Here is a 15,907-nt window from a genome sequence, read left to right on the forward strand (position 1 = left end):
GCTGTGGGGTCGGCGGCGGTGGGTGGCTCAGGGCGCGGAGGGGCGGAGGCGCTTGAGGAGGGCGATGTCGGCGGCGTGCCGGGCACCCTCGACGCGGGCCGGGTCGTGGCGGCCGTCCGGGGTCTCGATGATCAGCGGGACGCCTGCGGTGGCCGGGTGTGCGAGCAGGGCCTTGAACGCGGGTGTGCCGATGTGGCCTGCGCCGATGTTCTCGTGGCGGTCCTTGCGGGCTCCCGCGACGTCCTGCGAGTCGTTGGCGTGGATGAGCCGCAGCCGGTCCGGGCCGACCGCCGCGTGCAGGGCGTCGAACAGTTCTGCCACCCCGGCCGGTGCGGCCAGGTCGTGGCCGGCCGCGAAGGCGTGACAGGTGTCCAGGCAGACGCCTACCAGCGGGTGGCGGTCGAGCGCGTCCAGGTAGGCGGCGAGGTCTTCCATCCGGGCGCAGAGCGAGCTGCCCTGACCCGCCGTCGGTTCCAGGAGCAGCCACGGGGCGGCCGCGCCGTACCGGTCCAGGCCGTCGAGGATCGGCAGGACCTGCTCCCGCACCTGGGCCAGCGCGTCCGCCCGGGTGCCGCAGAGCGCGGACCCGGTGTGCACCACCGTGCCCAGTGCTCCGATCGCCGCCGAGCGGTGGAGTGAGTGCGACAGCGACTCCCCGGAGCGCTCCACCGTGGCGGCCGAGTCGGAGCCGAAGTTGATCAGGTAGGGCGCGTGCACGTACGCCGGGATGCCGCGCTCGACGCAGGCGGTCCGGAACGCCAGGTCGTGTGCCGGATTCCCGGCCGGAGTCGCCCACCCGCGCGGGTTGGCGACGAACACCTGCACCACCTCCGCGCCGACCTTGTCCGCGTAGGCCAGCCCCGTACCCGCGAGGCCCTTGCCGGCGACGGGGACGTGGGCGCCGATCGGGTTGCGCGGGGCGGAATCCATGCCCGGAAGCATCGCACGGCAGGATGGAACCGCAGTTCGGCGGGGTGGTGCACGGTCGCCGGCCACCTGGCCGCTGTGGGTCGCTCGGCGACGTATGCGGCCTCGTGGTCTCGTGGGATCGCGGTCTCGCGGTCTCGCGGTTTCCGGCTGGATGAGGTGGAGGACGGATGGGCGAGTCACTGGCACGGTCCCAGCGCGAGCACTGGGAACGGACGTACGCCGCCAACCCGGCATGTACGGTGAGCAGCCGTCCGAGGCCGCCGGGTACGCCGTGGGGGTCTTCCGGCCCGGCGGGAGAGTGTTGGAACTCGGCGCGGGTCACGGCCGCGACGCGCTCCACTTCGCCCGGTGCGGCTTCGACGTGACCGCCGCCGACTTCAGCCCCGTCGGCCTGGAGCAACTCTCGGCCCGGGCCTCCGCCGAGGGTCTGGCGGTGGCCACGCTGGTGCAGGACGTCCGCGAGCCGCTGCGCCTGCCGGACGGGTCGGTCGATTCGGTGTACGCGCACATGCTGTTCTGCATGGCGCTGTCGACGGCCGAGTTGGTGGCGTTGCTCGGTGAGGTCCGGCGGGTGCTGCGCCCCGACGGCGCCTTGGTGTACACCGTGCGGCACGTCGGTGACGCGCACTACGAGGCCGGGACCGGACACGGCGACAACATCTGGGAGCACGGCGGCTTCGCGGTGCACTTCTTCTCTCGCGAGCTGGTCGAGCGGCTCGCGGAAGGCTGGACCGAACCGCAGGTCCAGTCCTTCGAGGAGGGGGGACTGCCGCGTCGACTGTGGCGGGTGACCCAGCGCCGGGTTGATTGACGGATCGGACTGACGGATCGGATCGGATCTGAGTCGGGACCGGAGTGGGTGGGGCTTCACGGCGGGGGCTTGACCGGGTCGGCTGTCTCTCGGAACGCGCGCAGGGGCGCGGGAGGAGGTGTTCTCCCGCGCCCCTTGTGCGCGTCCGGACTCCGCGCTCGTGCCGCCGCGGCGGCATCGGTCAGTGTGTGGGTTCCAGGGAACCGGACGCGACCGGGACGTCCACCGTCTTGCGGTGGCGCATCGCCACGGCCGAGGGGATCAGTGCGGCCGTCAGCAGGGTGACCACGATGAAGGAGATCGTCAGCGAGCTCGCCTGGGCGATGCCGCCGACGACCGCCGGGGCGACCAGGCCCGAGGTGTAGGTGATGGTGGCCACGCCGGCGATCGACTGGCTCGGGTTGGTGCCCGCCCGGCCGGCGGCCGCGAAGGCGAGCGGCACCACCACGGCGATGCCGACGCCGATCAGGGCGAAGCCGGGGATGGCCACGTACGGGCTGCTGGCGAACACCACCAGCAGGCCGCCGGCCGTGGCGACCAGCCCGCTCAGTCGGACCGCGCGCACCGGACCGAGCCGGCGGACCACCGCGTCACCCGCCAGCCGGGCGGCGGCCATCGTGGCGGCGAAGGCGGTGAAGCATGCGGCGGCGGTGGAGGCGGAGGCTCCCGTGATGTCGCGCAGGTAGACGCCGCTCCAGTCCATCGAGGCGCCCTCGGCGAACACCGCGCAGAACCCGACCAGGCCGATCACCAGCGCTTCCTTGGGCGGCAGCGCGAACCGCGGCGGGGCCTCCTCGCCGGCGGTCGGCCGGACGTCCAGCACACCGCGGGTGACCACCTGGGCCAGCGCCACCAGTACGGCGGCGGTCACCGCGTACTGCACCCGGGCGTCCACCTGCTGATGGGCCGCCAGCACGCCGAACGCGGAGGCGACCAGACCACCGACGCTCCACATGCCGTGCAGGCCCGACATGATCGACCGGCCGAGTCGCTCCTCGACCTCGACGCCCTGGGCGTTCATCGCCACGTCCGACATACCGGCCGTCGCGCCGTAGAGGAACAGCGAGAGGCAGAGCGTCACCAGGTTCGGCGCGAGCGCCGGCAGTGCCAGCGACAGGCACCAGAGCGTCAGCAGGCCCTGGAGCGCCGCGCGGGCACCGAAGCGGTGCACGATCCGGCCGGCCAGCGGCATCGCCACGGAGGCGCCGACCGCCGGGAACACCAGCGCGACACCGAGCTGACCAGCACTCAGATCGAGATGGTCCTTGATCCACGGGATGCGCGTGACGAACGTGCCGGTGACGGCACCGTGGACGGCGAAGACCAGCGCCACGCTCACCCTTGCGCGCTGGACGTCCTTCAGAGTCTCGCCCATGCTGGGCTCCCCCTTGGGTCGGTCGGATGGCAATAAACTATCAGGGACCCTGCCTGATAGAAACCTCTGGAAGGATGCAGGCTCATGACGACCGCTCGTACCGCGACGCCGAGCACCGCCCGGGCCATCAACGACCGGCTTGCCCTCGACCTGCTGCTCGAACGGGGCCCGCTCACCGCATCCGACCTGCGCGCGCTGACCGGGCTCTCCCGACCCACCGTCGCCGACCTGCTCGAACGACTCCAGCGCGGCGGCCTGGTCGCTCACGCCGGAGAGAGCGCCGCGCTGCGCCGCGGCCCGAACGCGCGCCTGTACGGACTGGTCGCCGACCGGGCCCACCTCGCCGGCATCGACGTCCGCTCCACCGGCGTCAGCCTGGTGGTCGCCGACCTGACCGGCCGAACTCTCGGCACGGCCACCATCGCCGCCACCGACCCCGATGCCGCCGGTGTGGGCGGTGTGGGCGGTGTGGGCGGCGTGGGTGGTGCGGACGGTTCGACCGGTGCGGGTGGTGCGGGCGGGGTGGATGGTGCGGGCGGTGCGGGAGCGGGTTCGAGTGCGGGCTCGAGTGCGGGCTCGAGTGCGGGTTCGGGCGTGGCGGAGGGCGAGGGCGCTGCTGACGGTGTGTCGGACGGTGACCGGCTCGTCGAACGGACCGTCGAGGCGCTGCTCGCCACCGCTGCGGAGGTCGGGGCCCGCGAACTGCACACCGTCGCGGTCGGCGTGCCCGGGCTGGTCGACCCTGCGACCGGGGCGCTCAACAACTCCGGAAAGCTCCCCGAGTGGCATTCCAAGCTGCTCGCCGCCCTTCGCTCCCGCCCCGGGACCGAGGTGATCCTGGAGAACGAAGTCAACCTCGCGGGCATCGCCGAGCATCGGATCGGCGCGGCGCGCGGCCGACAGGACTTCGCCCTGATCTGGCTCGGGCACGGCACCGGTGCCTCCGTGGTGCTGGACGGCCGGCTGCGCCGCGGTGCCTCGGGCGGTACCGGCGAGATCGGCTTCCTGCCCGTGCCCGGCACCGTCGGCCTGCCCGGTGCCACCCAGTGCGACGGCGGCTTCCACTCCCTGGTGTCGAGCGTGGCCGTCTGCGCGCTCGCGGCGCGACACGGCCTGACGGCCGCCCCCGGTGGGCTGGCGCCCGCAGCCGCCGCCGTGGTGCGACTGGCGGTGGAGACCGGGGCGGAGGCCTTCCTGGAGGAGCTCGCCGCCCGCATCGCCGTCGGCGTTTCCGCGATCTGCGTCGTGCTGGATCCCGGGTGCGTGGTGCTGGGCGGTGAGACCGGCCAGGCCGGTGGCCCCGACCTCGCTGCGAGGGTGGAGCGCCACCTCGCCGGCCTGTCGCCGCTCGCCACGGAGGTGCGCGCGGGCACGGCGGGCGGCAGTGCCGTTCTGGCCGGGGCGGTGCTGACCGCGGGCGATGCGGCGCGACGCGAGGTGTTCGGCGGCGAGTGAGGCGGCCGGGTGGGGGCGCCGTTGAGCTGAGATGGGCTGGGGTGCGGTGAGCTGAGTAGCGTTGCGGTCTCTCGGCAGCGGCGGTGTGTGCTGCGACTGCGTGTGGTGGTGCGGTGCGTGGTGGTGTCCTGTGTGGCCCGCACCTGGCCGGGGTGCGGGGTGCGGAGTGCGGGGGTGTGCCAGTCCGGGCGGCGTCGGTGGGGTGTGCGTCGGGTGAGTGATCGGTACGGCAGGATGGCGGGGTCTGCCCGTCCTTTCTCGAGCTGCCCGGGAGCTGCACCGATGGCCACGTCCGACCGGCCTGTCCACCCGTACCGCATTGGCGAGGCGGCTTCGATGCTGGGCGTGAGCGCCGACACCATGCGGCGGTGGGTGGACGCCGGGCGACTGGAGGCGATGCGCGACGAGCACGGCCACCGGATCATCGCCGGCGCAGAACTCGCCTCGTTCGCACGTGAGTTGGCCCGGCCGGAGAACGGTGAGGTGGAGGGGCGATCGTCCGCCAGGAACCGGTTCCCCGGCATCGTGACCGCTGTGGTGCTGGGTGACGTGGCCGCGCAGGTGGAGATCCAGGCCGGTCCGTTCCGGGTGGTCTCGCTGATCAGCCGGGACTCGGCGGAGGAACTCGGCCTGGTCCCGGGCGCACCCGCCACCGCGGTGATCAAGTCGACCAATGTCGTGATCGAGCGGCGCTGACGGATCGTCCGGCGGCCACCGGACGACCAGCGGTGGGTGGGCGGCCGCCGGTCGACCATGCCGTGACTGGGCCGGTGGCTGGGGGCGAGGTCGGGCCGGCGGGGCAGGAATGGTGTCCGGTTTCGCGGGGAGGAGCGATACAAGCGCCGCAAGGAGGTCGAGCGCACCCTCAGCCGACTCAAGCGCTTCCGCGCCGTGGCTACGCGCCAGGACGAGTGCGCCCACGTCGTCCACGGCACTGTCACCGTGGCCTCCCGTTGCCTGTGGGTCAGCCCGTGATCGGGGCGGATAAAACGGTGGCTTACTGATTCGCTTCCCTGCCACGATCCGGTGGTGACCACGGTGTTCCTGATGGTCGGCCTGCCAGGGGCCGGAAAGACCACACGGGCTCGGCAGCTCGCCGCAGAGCAGGGCGCGCTGCGTCTGACGCCCGACGACTGGATGATTCCCCTGTTCGGCGAGGCGGCGGCGGACGGGAAGCGCGATGTGCTGGAGGGGCGCATGCTCTGGCTCGCCCTGGAGGCGGCCAGACTCGGCACCAAGTGGTTGTGGACTACGGCTGCTGGTCACGGGACGAACGGTCCGCGATCCGCTGGCTGGTGCAGGCCGAGGGGGCGTGCTTCCGCATGGTCTACCTGCCGGTGGACGAGGAGACCCAGCGCACCCGTATCGCCCACCGCTGGGCGACCGCCCCCGAGGAGACGTTGCCGATGTCCGAGGCCGACATCCTGCACGGGCGCGCGCACTTTGAGGAGCCCGACGCGGCGGAGCTGGAGGGCCGCAGGGGCGCCGGCCCGCCGCCCGGGTGGGTCGACTGGCTGGAGTGGGCCGCCGACCGGTGGCCGTCGTTCGCGTGACTGCTGCGGTCCACGACAACTCAGCCGTACCGGCCGTGCCCGGACCAGCCCGAGATGATGCGCCGGACAGACCCTAGCGGGCGGGATTCGGCGGCCCGGACGTGGCCCGGATTCCACGCCGCCTAGGATGCGAAGTTCTGCGGCCGACTGGTAGCGGGACGGCCCGGGCAGTGAGTTGACCGACCGTGCGAGAGGACGATTCCGTTGAAGAGCCGCGTGCGCGCCGTCGCCCACCGGGGTGACCCGTACCTGCACCGCGAGAACACCCTGCCGGCGGTCAGTGCGGCCCTTGCGGCCGGGGCCGACGCCGTGGAGGTCGACGTCCAACTCACCCGGGACGGCGTGCCCGTACTGCTCCACGACCGCACGCTGGAACGCCTCTGGAACGACCCGCGTCCGATCGACCGGGTGACGCTCGATCAACTCGAGGATGTCGCCACCGCTGGCCTGCGGATCCCCACGCTGGCCGAGACGCTCAAGACGCTGCAAGGTACCGAGGCCGGACAGCTGCTGATCGACTTGGACGAGGCGGGCCCGGCCGCGGCGGCCTGGCGAACCGCCAACGACCTTGGGATGGCAGATCGTGTCGCGTTCTGCGGGCCGGTAGCAGCCATGCTCGCGGTGCGAGAGCTCGCGCCCGAGACGCAGATCTCGCTGACCTGGAACAGGCTGCAGTTGCCGAAGCTGCGGCTGCTGGAGGAATTGCGGCCCTCCTACCTCAACCCGCCGTTCGGGCTGGTGGACGAACGGCTGGTGGCGACCGTGCACGATGCTGGCATGGGTCTGGCCACCTGGACCGTCGACCTCCGTCGGACCATGCGCAAGATGCTCGCACTCGGCGTCGACTCGCTGACCTCCAACCGGATCGGTCTGCTGCGGCGGACGATCGACCAGGCGATCGGCTGACTGACGGCAGGCGCCGGGGTGGTGGCCCGCTGGCCCGCCCGCGGAGCGGTGCGCTGTTTGCTGCAGCAGGAAACTGACGGTGGATCGAGTCATGGCGTCTCCGTTCGTCGAGTGCGGCTGCCGAGCGGCGGGCGGTGTGAGCGTGGAGTGGGCATCGGAGGCGGCACGCCACGCCGTCCGACGTCTCCGGCCACATGACCGTTATGTGCTGAAATAAGACGATCATGACGGTGCGGCGGCGCGGAGGTGGCGGTGACGGCAGGAGGCTCTCCTGAACCGCAGGACCCGTATCGCCGCGCCGGCGAATCCGCTTCTGGTGACTCGGGCCGGGACCCGAGCCCGAACCCGGACTCGGACTCGGGTCCGGGAATGGGATCGGGATCGGGATCGAGTGGCGCGGGGTCGGGTGAGGGGCAGTCGGCTTCGGCCGCCGCCGGTGCTAGGCCTGGCGGTGGGGGCGTAGGGGGGTCGGCGTCAACGGAAAGCTCCTTCATAGGTGCTGAGGGCGTGTCGAGTGCGGGGTCGGTAGTGGCCGCAGGAAGTGTCGCGGTGGACGAGCGCCGGCTTGCGCAGATGCTGCCGCCGTCGATCCGTTCGGCCGCCGCCTGGTCGGCTGCGGTGATCCTGTTCATCACTGTTGCGGCGTTCGCGGTATTCGTGGTGGTGGAACTCAGGGCGGCGACGATCCCGATGGTGATCGCGCTCCTGGCCACCGCCTTGCTGTACCCGGTCATGCCGTGGCTGGTGGGCCGGGGCGTCAGCCGCGGTGCGGCGGCCGGTCTGACCTGCACGATCCTGGTGTTGGCGGTCACCGGGGGCATCGCACTGCTGGTCAACTCGCTGGTGAGCAGCGCCCCGCAGATCGCTTCGGGTCTGCAGGAGGCCGGGGACCGGATCGCCTCGTGGCTCGGCCCGCTCGGCGACAAGATCCAGTACGCGCTGCAGCAGAGCTCGGGTTCCGGGAGCACATTGGTGGACTCGCTGGCCAACGGCGTACTGTCCGGGCTCGGCTTGGCCACGCAGCTGCTGACCGGTGGCGTGCTTGCCCTCGCCCTGGTCTTCTTCTTCCTGCGCGACGGCTACCGGTTCGGCGACGCCATTCACGAGATGATCCCGGGTCGGCATTCCGACACGGTGATCGCGTGCGGTCAGCAGGCCTTCACAGCTATGGCCGGCTTCATGCGCGGAACCACCCTGATCGCGCTGATCGATGCCACGTTCATCTCCATCGGACTGCTGGTCCTCGGTGTGCCGGGTGCGGCCGGTCTCGGCGCACTTGTCTTCATGGGTGCCTACATTCCCTTCGTCGGTGCCTTTCTCTCGGGAACGGTCGCCGTACTCGTGGCGCTGGCGAACGGGGGTCTCGGCACCGCGCTCTGGGCCCTGGGCGTGGTGCTGGCGGTTCAGGCGATCGAAGGCAACATCCTGCAGCCCGTCATTCAGAGCCGGACCGTCGAGCTCCATCCCGCCACGATCATGATCGCCGTGGTGGCCGGCGCCGGAATCGCCGGAATCATTGGCGCCTTGCTGGCCGTACCGGTCAGTGCCGCAGGTCTCGGCGTGGTGTCGGTTCTGCAAGGCAGGGTCGGGGAGCCCGGTGCACCCGGGAACCGCCGCAAGCGCAACCGTGCGGGAGCGTGACTGTGCTGGCGGCGCCCGGGCGGCCGAGCGGAGCCAAGAGGTAGTCGAGGATCCTGTGGGCCGGTCAGGCCGATGGTCTTGTCAGGAGTCAGGAGTCAGGAGGCAGGGGTCAGGGGGCGGCGAAGTAGGCGGTGAGCCAGCGGTCCAGTTCGGTGAACACCTGAGTGCGGGCCGACTCTGCTGACAGCACCAGGTCGTGGAGGCCGCCTTCGATGCGGACGGTGGTGACGTGCCGCCCGAGGCGCGGTGCGAGCGCCGTGATGTCATCGGCACGGAGCACCGCGTCGGTGCGCGTCAGTGCTTCGTCCCAGCGGTTGGTGACGGTGGAGGCGGTCGACGCCATGAACAGGATCGGGCAGTCGACGGCCAGTCCGCGGCGGACCGTGCGGTGCCCCCGCTGGATCGCCGCCAGCCAACCCGCGAAGAGCGGAAAGCCCTCGGCCGGCTTCAGGGCGAGGTCGAACTCCCAGCTGCCACGGTGGCTCCGGTGGAGACTGTGGACGTAGTGCGGATTCAACGGGGCCGGCAACTTGCGGGTGGGTGCTGCCCGCCCGAGCGCGTCGAGCGCCGGGGCACCCAGTGTCCGAACCGCCGGACCGGCCGGCATCGACAGGAACGGGCTGTTCAGGAACAGGCCGTCGACCACCGCCCGCTCGCCACGCCGGGCCGCCCACAGCGCCGCCACCAGGCCACCGGTGGAGTGTCCGTTCACCAGCAGTCGGGTGTGGCCGTCGACCTCCCGGATGATCCGGACGGCCTCGTCCAACTCCTCGTCGTAGGACGCGAGATCGGCCACGAAGTTGGGCGAGTGATGCGGCCGGAGCGATCGGCCGTACTTGCGGAGGTCGAGCGCGTAGAACGAGAAACCGGCGGCGGTGTAGTGGTCCGCGAGGTGGGTCTGGAAGAAGTAGTCGTTGTAGCCGTGCAAGTACAGCACCGCCTGGCGAGACCCCGTGACCAACCGACGAACCAGAGTCGCGGTGACCTCGCCCTCCTCGTCCGGGATCAGCGGGAGCTCCGTCGCCTCGTACGGGGCACCCAGGATGTCTTCACGGAACTCCACGCCAGCCACACCCATTTCCTGCTCCGCTGCGCCGCCAGGGACCACCCCGGGCGGGACCATGCCAGTGACCATACCGGTCAGTAGCCCCCTTCGTTTGGGAGGACCGCCCTGGTGGGGCCTAAGCTGCCCGCATGGTCGTCCCTTCGTCGTTCGTTCCTCGTCCCGTCGCTTTCCGGAGGCCGGGGCGATGACCGGAACGGCAGCAGGTGCGGAGGATCCCCGCCCGGTGCAGCGGGAGGTCGCGCTGGGCACGGCGAAGCTGATGCCCGACATCGACCACGAGGGCGGCTGGCTGCTCACCCTGGACGGCACGCCCCAGTCCTACGTCGATCTCCAGGACCCCACGCATCTCGAGTTCGAGTACGTGCAGCGGATCGCTCATCTGCTGGACGTGGTCGCGGACCCGGGGGAGCCGCTGGAGGTCCTGCACCTGGGCGGCGGTGCGCTGACTCTGCCGCGCTATCTGGCCCGGACACGGCCGGGCTCGCGGCAGCAGGTGGTCGAAGTCGACGGTCCGCTGGCCGAGTTCGTCGCCGAGAACCTGCCGTGGCCGTCCGGGATCGAGCTGACCGTAGGCGACGCCAGGGCTGTGCTGGAATCCGTCGCAGAGGCGAGCGTCGATGTCGTGGTGGCCGACGTCTTCCGGGGCTCGCGGACGCCGGCGCACCTCACCAGCGTCGAGTTCGTGCGGCTGGCTGCCGCCGCGCTGCGGCCCGGCGGGTACTACGCGGCGAACCTTGCGGACGGGCCGCCGCTCACCTTCGCCAAGGCCCAGACCGCGACACTCGCCGCAGTGTTCCCGCACGTCTGCTTGGTGGCCGAGCCTGCCGTGCTGCGTGGCCGCCGGTACGGGAACGTGCTGCTGATCGGCTCGGACCGGCCGCTCCCCGCCGAGGAGTTGACCCGGCTGCTCGCCGCGGACCCGTTCCCTGCCAGGCTGACGGAATCTCCGCAGCAGGCGGTAGAACCGGTCACCGATGCGACGGCCGAGGACTCGCCGCCGCCACCGGCCGGTGCGTTCTCGCTGAGTTGAACGGGACCGGGTGCGCGGTCGACCGGGGTACTCGAAGTCGTACTTGATGGTGGAGTCCTTTCCGGGTGAGGGGCCCGCTCAGTCGGCGGAGAGCACCAGACGGCGCGCGTGGTCGCGATAACCGACCAACTCGAAGGCGCCGACCATGGGGTGGTTGGAGGCGTCGGTGTCGCCGCGGATGACCGGCGAGTCCGTCTCGACGGCCAGGATCCTGGTCACCTCGGCGAGGATCTCGGCGGCGAAGCCGCGTCCGCGGAACTCGGGCAGTACGCCGAGGTGACCGACCGTCGGCACAGCGGAGTTGCGGGACGGAATACCGAAACCGACGACCTGGCCGGTGGTCGTTCGAGCTATTCGCCACCAGGCACGCTTGCCGAGCATCTCCTGCCGGTAGAAAGCGACCTCGCTCCGAGCCTGCGCGTCCGCGCCCACGAGCAGGGACTCACGGGCGCACCCGGACTCCAGACTGCCCGGTAGGACGCGGCGGACGAGGTCGACGAACATCTCGTCAGCAGGCTCCGGTGTGAAGCGCAGCCGCTCCGACAGGGCAGGGACACGCCGGTCCGTCGCCCACTCGAAGCGGAGCCGCTCGGTGGTGAGCCGAAGGCCGGCCACCGCTGCCGCGCTCCGGCGCCAGGCCACGGCGGCTGCCACGTCCGACCGATCGCGCCAGTCGGGTGGGAGGAACAGGTGGAACGGCGGCGCGACTGCCAGGCCACCCGCGGCGAAGACCTGGTGCGCGGCGGTGAGCAGGGCGGCGGCGATCGCGGTGCGAGGATCGGCGGAGTGCGACGCCGCCCACGGCGTACGGCGACGGGAATCGGAGAGCGACGCAACGGGTGAGGGTGCCGCGAAGAGGGCATCGAGACTGCTCGGGAACGTGTCCCAGGGCCGACCCCACCAGATGGCGAGCGCCATTGGTGCCCGGCCCGGGCCCGGCTCCGCTACCCAGATCCAGCCAGGTCGGTACTCGCCGGTGGCCAGGCGGGAGCGAACCAGATCCGCAGAGACTGCGGTCGAGGAATCCGGCCGGACGTGGGCCAGGACAGCGTCGAGTTCTTGCAGAACGATCGGACGGAAGATCACAGTGCCTCCGGGAACGGTGAGTTGGAGGCGCGGAACCCGATCGTGACGGTCCGGCGCGACTACGCGGGAACGGACCGCCCGGAATCGGCGGAGATCGGGGGCGCCGTGGAGCGGATGTCGATTATCGGGACCATCACGGGCCTCCTTCCGATTACGTCAATGCAGGGCAGTCGAGAGCGTAGAGCAAGCGCGTGGCGCCGGATCTGGAACTGATCCATCGTCAGTGATTCCAGAGGTTAGAACCGGCGGTGGATAGCTTGCAAATCATTTATTGAGGTCGATATTTGAGAAGCCTTCGGCACCACGCATCACCCGGATGTGGCGGGGAATCGTTTTTGCTCTCAAGGAGACGAGGGGGAGCGAAGCCGTCAGGTGCTCGGTCCTGGGCAGGGGGGCAGACCCCGATTGCGTCGTTCACTCGCTGGCTGATCTCGCGGAGCTGCTTGTGCTGCTCCTTGGTGAGCTGGTCCACCAGCAGCCGCCGCACCTCGGCGACGTGCCCCGGTGCCGTGGCCACCACTTTCTCCCAGCTTCCAGGCGCTTGGCGGTGTGGGAGAGCCGGGAGAGCGAACAGGCGGCGAATTCGGCGAGGTCACTGATCCGCAGTGTTCGTCCAGGAGTCATCGAGAGGCCGGCCAGCACCTGGTACCCGAAGTGCGACATGCCCGCGGCGGGCTGCAACTGGGCGTCCAGCGCGGCGGGGAGGCGTACGGGCATGCTTGCCCATGGACAGGCAGGTCTGCTGTTCCTCGTCCTGACAGCCAGCGGGGCTCGTCGGCGCTCAGGGAAGCCGCCCTGGTCCTGTTCTGTGTCGCCTTCCTCGCCTCTGGCCTGTCGAACGGCGTCCAGCCTCGCGAGAGGCTGGTTGCAGCCGGCACGGGGTGGGCGGCAGAGGTGTCCCCGAAGGCGCTGAAGGCGCTCGGCGCGCTCGGGTTGGTGCTGCGGGTCGCTGTGAACACCGCGCCCGGCCTGGTGGGTTGGGCTGCGGTGAGGCTGGCGGTGACGATGCTCGGTGCGGTTGTCGTACACGTCAGGACGGGGCGCTGAAGACCGCGGCTCCCAGCGTGGTGCTGCTGATTCTTGCCGCGGCGGTGGCGTGGGGACGGTTCGGCCCGTATCAGTTCTGAGCTGTGCGCTGGGCGGTGAAGCCCTGATCGGACGGCGGTCTGCCATGCGGACCGCCGTCCGGCGTTATTGGCGGCCTGGTGAACCAGGTGCGACTGCTGCCCGTCGCGGCAGGGCTGGGTTTCAGTGCGACGGACGGTCAGACTCGGCCCACCAATGCGAAACCGGCGCCGGTGACGGCGGAGCGGATCTCCTCGTCATTCAACGGCTCTGCGGACTCGACGGTGACCTGGCCCGAGCGGGCGTCGGCGCTGACGTCGGTGACGCCGGGCAGTGCGGTCAAGCCGGCCGTGACGGTCCGTTCGCAGTGGCCGCAGCTCATTCCCTCGACGGTGAAGACAGCGGTGGTGGACATTGAGGTACCTCCGTGGGCGGGTCGGGCCAGGGGTTGGCCGCTCGGGCGGCCGAGGGTCGCCGTAAAGCTCAACGCACCGGGTCGGGGCTGGGCTTCGGGACACGCCGACCTTTGCCCCCATCGAGTGGCGCTCCGGACGGCGTCGGATCACGGGCGCGCGGCAGCGGCACCGTAACTGAAGGCCGAAGAGGAGATATTCATATTAATCTGTCAGCCCTTATGGAGAATTTATTGTTGATTCTCGGGCGATCTGACTATGGTCGGGCTCACTGAATTCCTCGGCGGTGGTGGATGAGTGCTGATGGCGGATTGGAGCAGCCATGGTGGTGGAGGTTTTCGCCAGCCTCTGGCAGGTTCGGGCTTCGGCGAGGAGGTGTGTGAACGTATTCAGGTCGAACCGGGTCGGTGGATGTGGGCTGCATTCCCGCCGGAAGACCTCATGCCCCGAATCGACCGTCCCCCGTGCTCCACCGGTATGCGGTGGTCCCTGCACTCCAAGAGGCATAACCACGAGCCCGGCCATCTGCCCTGTCGGCACGCCTTCACGCCTGGGCACCGGAGCCTCGAAGCCGTCGAAAACGGATGGCCGACAGCCTCGCGCCCGGTCATCCTGACCCAATGGGAGACAGAGCCAATGTCATCGTGGTCCGTGAAAACGGCATACATGAGCTGTACCGGACCGGTTGGGCGGTCGGAATCGATCTCGACCTGCTGGAAGGGCCGACGCCGGTGCTTGCGATGCTTCCCGAACTCCGCCAAGACGGCTGGTGGTTGGACGACATCATGGCCCAGGGCGGGATACTGCTCGACCTCGGCCGGAAGGTTCTCCTGTTATTCGCCTGGGAAGGGCCCAGCACTGAGCTCCGTCACCGCGCGGCGATGTTCGGGCTGATCCGAGCTGCGTGGCCGGGCTGGGAGGTCCGCTGGCTGTATGACGGCCCGGCCGAACTGCGTGGGTATGTCGGGCTGGACCCGGAGTACGTCCGCTGCCGCGATTCGGACCTGTCTTTGGCCCCGTTCCTCGCCCCCGACGACGAGGACTTGGCCGGGCCCGACCCGGGCGGTGTGGTGATCACGGTCAGCACCGGCCGCTGCCACGTCGCCTCTGACGCCTTCGACCACCCTGTCCGCGAGGGCGCCGCCCTGCTCCACCGCCTGGCAGACGCTCCCAAGCACGGAGTGTGCCGCCTGCACGTCAACGCCGGCATCCACCTCGACCCGGAACGCCGCCGTCTGAGCTGGTGGTCCCTCTACTCCTCGCCACAGGCTCACCAGGTAGCAGAGTTGTGGCCGGGCTGGACGGTGGAGTTCTGGCAGGACGAGTGGGAACGGCACGTCAGAGCCAGCGACCGCTTCTCTCCTGCCGCGTTCGATGCCGGAGAGGAAGCCAGGGCCGCGGTACTCGCTGAGGCCAGGGAACGCCAGGCTGTCCGGGCCCGCAACCGCGCCCAGGTCATCCGTCTACGGACCGCACCGGGTCAGCCCTCGGCGGGATGACTGCGACCGGTCTGATCATGGACGACTGGCCGACAACCCGCATTCAAGCTCAGGAGCGTCGGGGCAGGTGGCGCAGACCAGGCTCCGGGATGCGAGAGCGAGTGGTGGATGGCGTAGGGCGGGACATCAGGGGCTGTGCTGGCGACTGGGCACGGTGGGGTGAGGATCGGTCGTGACAGCCGGGCGCGATCGGCGTGGGTCGGGGCGTGAGTCGAGGATGTGGGAGGTTGCGCAGGGTGACGCGGAATGGTGCGGGCCCGGGCTGACCAGGTCATGCGTGCAGGAGAGAGGGGAAGCGGATGGGGCAGGTACGAGTGGCGGCGGCTCAGTTCGAGTGTGCCGTAGGAGATGTGTCCGCCAATGTGCAGTGCATCGCCGAGCTGGCGGGTGAGGCGCGCGCGGCTGGTGCGGCGATGCTGGTCTGTCCGGAGCTGGCGCTGACGGGGTACGAGCCGGAGTTGATCGCGGGTGACCGGCAGTTGTGGACCGAACCGGACGACGTCCGCCTGGAACCGTTGCGCCGCGCGGGCATCGCAGTGGTGGTCAATGGCGCCCGGCGGGGCCCGGGCGGGCAGCCCCAGATCGACACGATCGTGTACGGGCCGGACGGGTCCGTGCTGACGACCTATGCGAAGGAGCACCTGTACGAGAACGAGCAGGAGCTGTTCGAGCCGGGTAGCGGTGGGGGGCGATTCTGGTTGGACGGGGTCGGCTACTCGTTGGGCACCTGCTACGACAACCACTTCGCCGAAGTGTCGGCCCGCAATGCTTCGCAGGGCTGCCAGGTGCACCTCGCGAGTTCGCTCTACGGAACCGGGAGCGGACGGGAGGAACGGCGGACCCTGTACCCGGGGATCGCCAAGGCCACCGGGATGTTCACGGTTCTCGCCAACCATGTCGGCCGCGCCGGCCCCTGGACGGGATGCGGAGGCAGTGCGGCCTGGGCACCGGACGGGTCCGTGCTGGCGGAGGCCGACGAGAGCGGGCCGCGGCTTCTGCTGGCCGACCTGGAGGTACCGATACGCGGATGAGCGGGGCCACGGGAGAGCGAGCGGGCTGATGACAGAGTCGGAAGGC

General features: G+C 70.5%; 14 protein-coding genes and 2 pseudogenes. 11 read left to right on the plus strand and 5 right to left on the minus strand.

From position 1 onward, the window contains the following. Window positions 1-27 precede the first annotated feature (27 nt). A complete protein-coding gene (locus BX266_RS33195) occupies window positions 28-930 on the minus strand; it encodes a deoxyribonuclease IV (RefSeq protein ID WP_099906006.1) in 903 nt (300 codons plus the stop codon). Between the two features lie 232 nt (window positions 931-1,162). Here BX266_RS33195 and BX266_RS33200 point away from each other — a divergent pair, with 232 nt between their 5' ends. Then, window positions 1,163-1,741, plus strand: coding sequence for a class I SAM-dependent methyltransferase (locus tag BX266_RS33200; RefSeq protein ID WP_310794823.1), 579 nt, complete (start codon window positions 1,163-1,165; stop codon window positions 1,739-1,741). A 181-nt stretch (window positions 1,742-1,922) separates the two neighbouring features. Here BX266_RS33200 and BX266_RS33205 read toward each other — a convergent pair whose 3' ends face one another. Then, the gene (locus BX266_RS33205; RefSeq protein ID WP_099906008.1) at window positions 1,923-3,116 is read right to left on the minus strand and encodes an MFS transporter; all 1,194 of its coding nucleotides are present in this window, start codon (window positions 3,114-3,116) and stop codon (window positions 1,923-1,925) included. Window positions 3,117-3,200: 84 nt separating this feature from the next. On the opposite strand from BX266_RS33205, the gene BX266_RS33210 reads away from it, so the two are divergent. The 6 genes and pseudogenes from BX266_RS33210 to BX266_RS33230 all read left to right on the plus strand — a co-directional run bounded on the left by BX266_RS33210 (window position 3,201) and on the right by BX266_RS33230 (window position 8,671). Continuing rightward, window positions 3,201-4,571 (plus strand): ROK family transcriptional regulator, encoded by a 1,371-nt coding sequence (locus BX266_RS33210; RefSeq protein ID WP_099906010.1) that lies wholly within the window; start codon window positions 3,201-3,203, stop codon window positions 4,569-4,571. A gap of 282 nt (window positions 4,572-4,853) precedes the next feature. Further along, window positions 4,854-5,267 (plus strand): molybdopterin-binding protein, encoded by a 414-nt coding sequence (locus tag BX266_RS33215; RefSeq protein WP_099906012.1) that lies wholly within the window; start codon window positions 4,854-4,856, stop codon window positions 5,265-5,267. Between the two features lie 84 nt (window positions 5,268-5,351). Next, window positions 5,352-5,546, plus strand: a pseudogene (locus tag BX266_RS40355) (IS5/IS1182 family transposase); the annotation flags it as partial. Between the two features lie 72 nt (window positions 5,547-5,618). After that, window positions 5,619-6,124 (plus strand): annotated as a pseudogene (locus BX266_RS33220) (AAA family ATPase). 216 nt (window positions 6,125-6,340) lie between these two features. Further along, complete coding sequence (locus BX266_RS33225) at window positions 6,341-7,030, plus strand: glycerophosphodiester phosphodiesterase (protein WP_259464972.1); 690 nt, start codon at window positions 6,341-6,343, stop codon at window positions 7,028-7,030. Between the two features lie 549 nt (window positions 7,031-7,579). Then, a complete protein-coding gene (locus BX266_RS33230; protein ID WP_259464973.1) occupies window positions 7,580-8,671 on the plus strand; it encodes an AI-2E family transporter in 1,092 nt (363 codons plus the stop codon). 109 nt (window positions 8,672-8,780) lie between these two features. Here the strand turns inward: BX266_RS33230 and BX266_RS33235 are convergent, their stop codons facing one another. Next, window positions 8,781-9,734 (minus strand): alpha/beta hydrolase, encoded by a 954-nt coding sequence (locus BX266_RS33235; protein WP_259464974.1) that lies wholly within the window; start codon window positions 9,732-9,734, stop codon window positions 8,781-8,783. Between the two features lie 262 nt (window positions 9,735-9,996). On the opposite strand from BX266_RS33235, the gene BX266_RS33240 reads away from it, so the two are divergent. Beyond that, complete coding sequence (locus BX266_RS33240) at window positions 9,997-10,767, plus strand: spermidine synthase (protein ID WP_259464975.1); 771 nt, start codon at window positions 9,997-9,999, stop codon at window positions 10,765-10,767. A gap of 78 nt (window positions 10,768-10,845) precedes the next feature. Here BX266_RS33240 and BX266_RS33245 read toward each other — a convergent pair whose 3' ends face one another. Beyond that, entirely contained in the window at window positions 10,846-11,853 is a 1,008-nt protein-coding gene (locus tag BX266_RS33245; RefSeq protein WP_143687052.1) for a GNAT family N-acetyltransferase, read from the minus strand. A gap of 654 nt (window positions 11,854-12,507) precedes the next feature. Between BX266_RS33245 and BX266_RS40360 the strand changes: the two genes are divergently transcribed. Beyond that, on the plus strand, window positions 12,508-12,900 hold the full coding sequence (locus BX266_RS40360) for a DoxX family protein (RefSeq protein ID WP_259464976.1): 393 nt from the start codon (window positions 12,508-12,510) through the stop codon (window positions 12,898-12,900). A 217-nt stretch (window positions 12,901-13,117) separates the two neighbouring features. Here the strand turns inward: BX266_RS40360 and BX266_RS33265 are convergent, their stop codons facing one another. After that, window positions 13,118-13,333 carry a heavy-metal-associated domain-containing protein gene (locus BX266_RS33265; protein ID WP_099906024.1) on the minus strand — a complete coding sequence of 72 codons (216 nt, stop codon included), beginning with the start codon at window positions 13,331-13,333 and terminating at the stop codon, window positions 13,118-13,120. 618 nt (window positions 13,334-13,951) lie between these two features. On the opposite strand from BX266_RS33265, the gene BX266_RS33270 reads away from it, so the two are divergent. Both BX266_RS33270 and BX266_RS33275 read left to right on the plus strand, forming a co-directional pair. Then, the gene (locus BX266_RS33270) at window positions 13,952-14,830 is read left to right on the plus strand and encodes a hypothetical protein (RefSeq protein ID WP_099906026.1); all 879 of its coding nucleotides are present in this window, start codon (window positions 13,952-13,954) and stop codon (window positions 14,828-14,830) included. Between the two features lie 299 nt (window positions 14,831-15,129). Then, window positions 15,130-15,861 carry a carbon-nitrogen hydrolase family protein gene (locus tag BX266_RS33275; RefSeq protein ID WP_099906028.1) on the plus strand — a complete coding sequence of 244 codons (732 nt, stop codon included), beginning with the start codon at window positions 15,130-15,132 and terminating at the stop codon, window positions 15,859-15,861. The last annotated feature ends 46 nt before the right edge of the window (window positions 15,862-15,907 follow it).

The organism is Streptomyces sp. TLI_171 (assembly GCF_003610255.1).
Taxonomy (GTDB): domain Bacteria; phylum Actinomycetota; class Actinomycetes; order Streptomycetales; family Streptomycetaceae; genus Kitasatospora.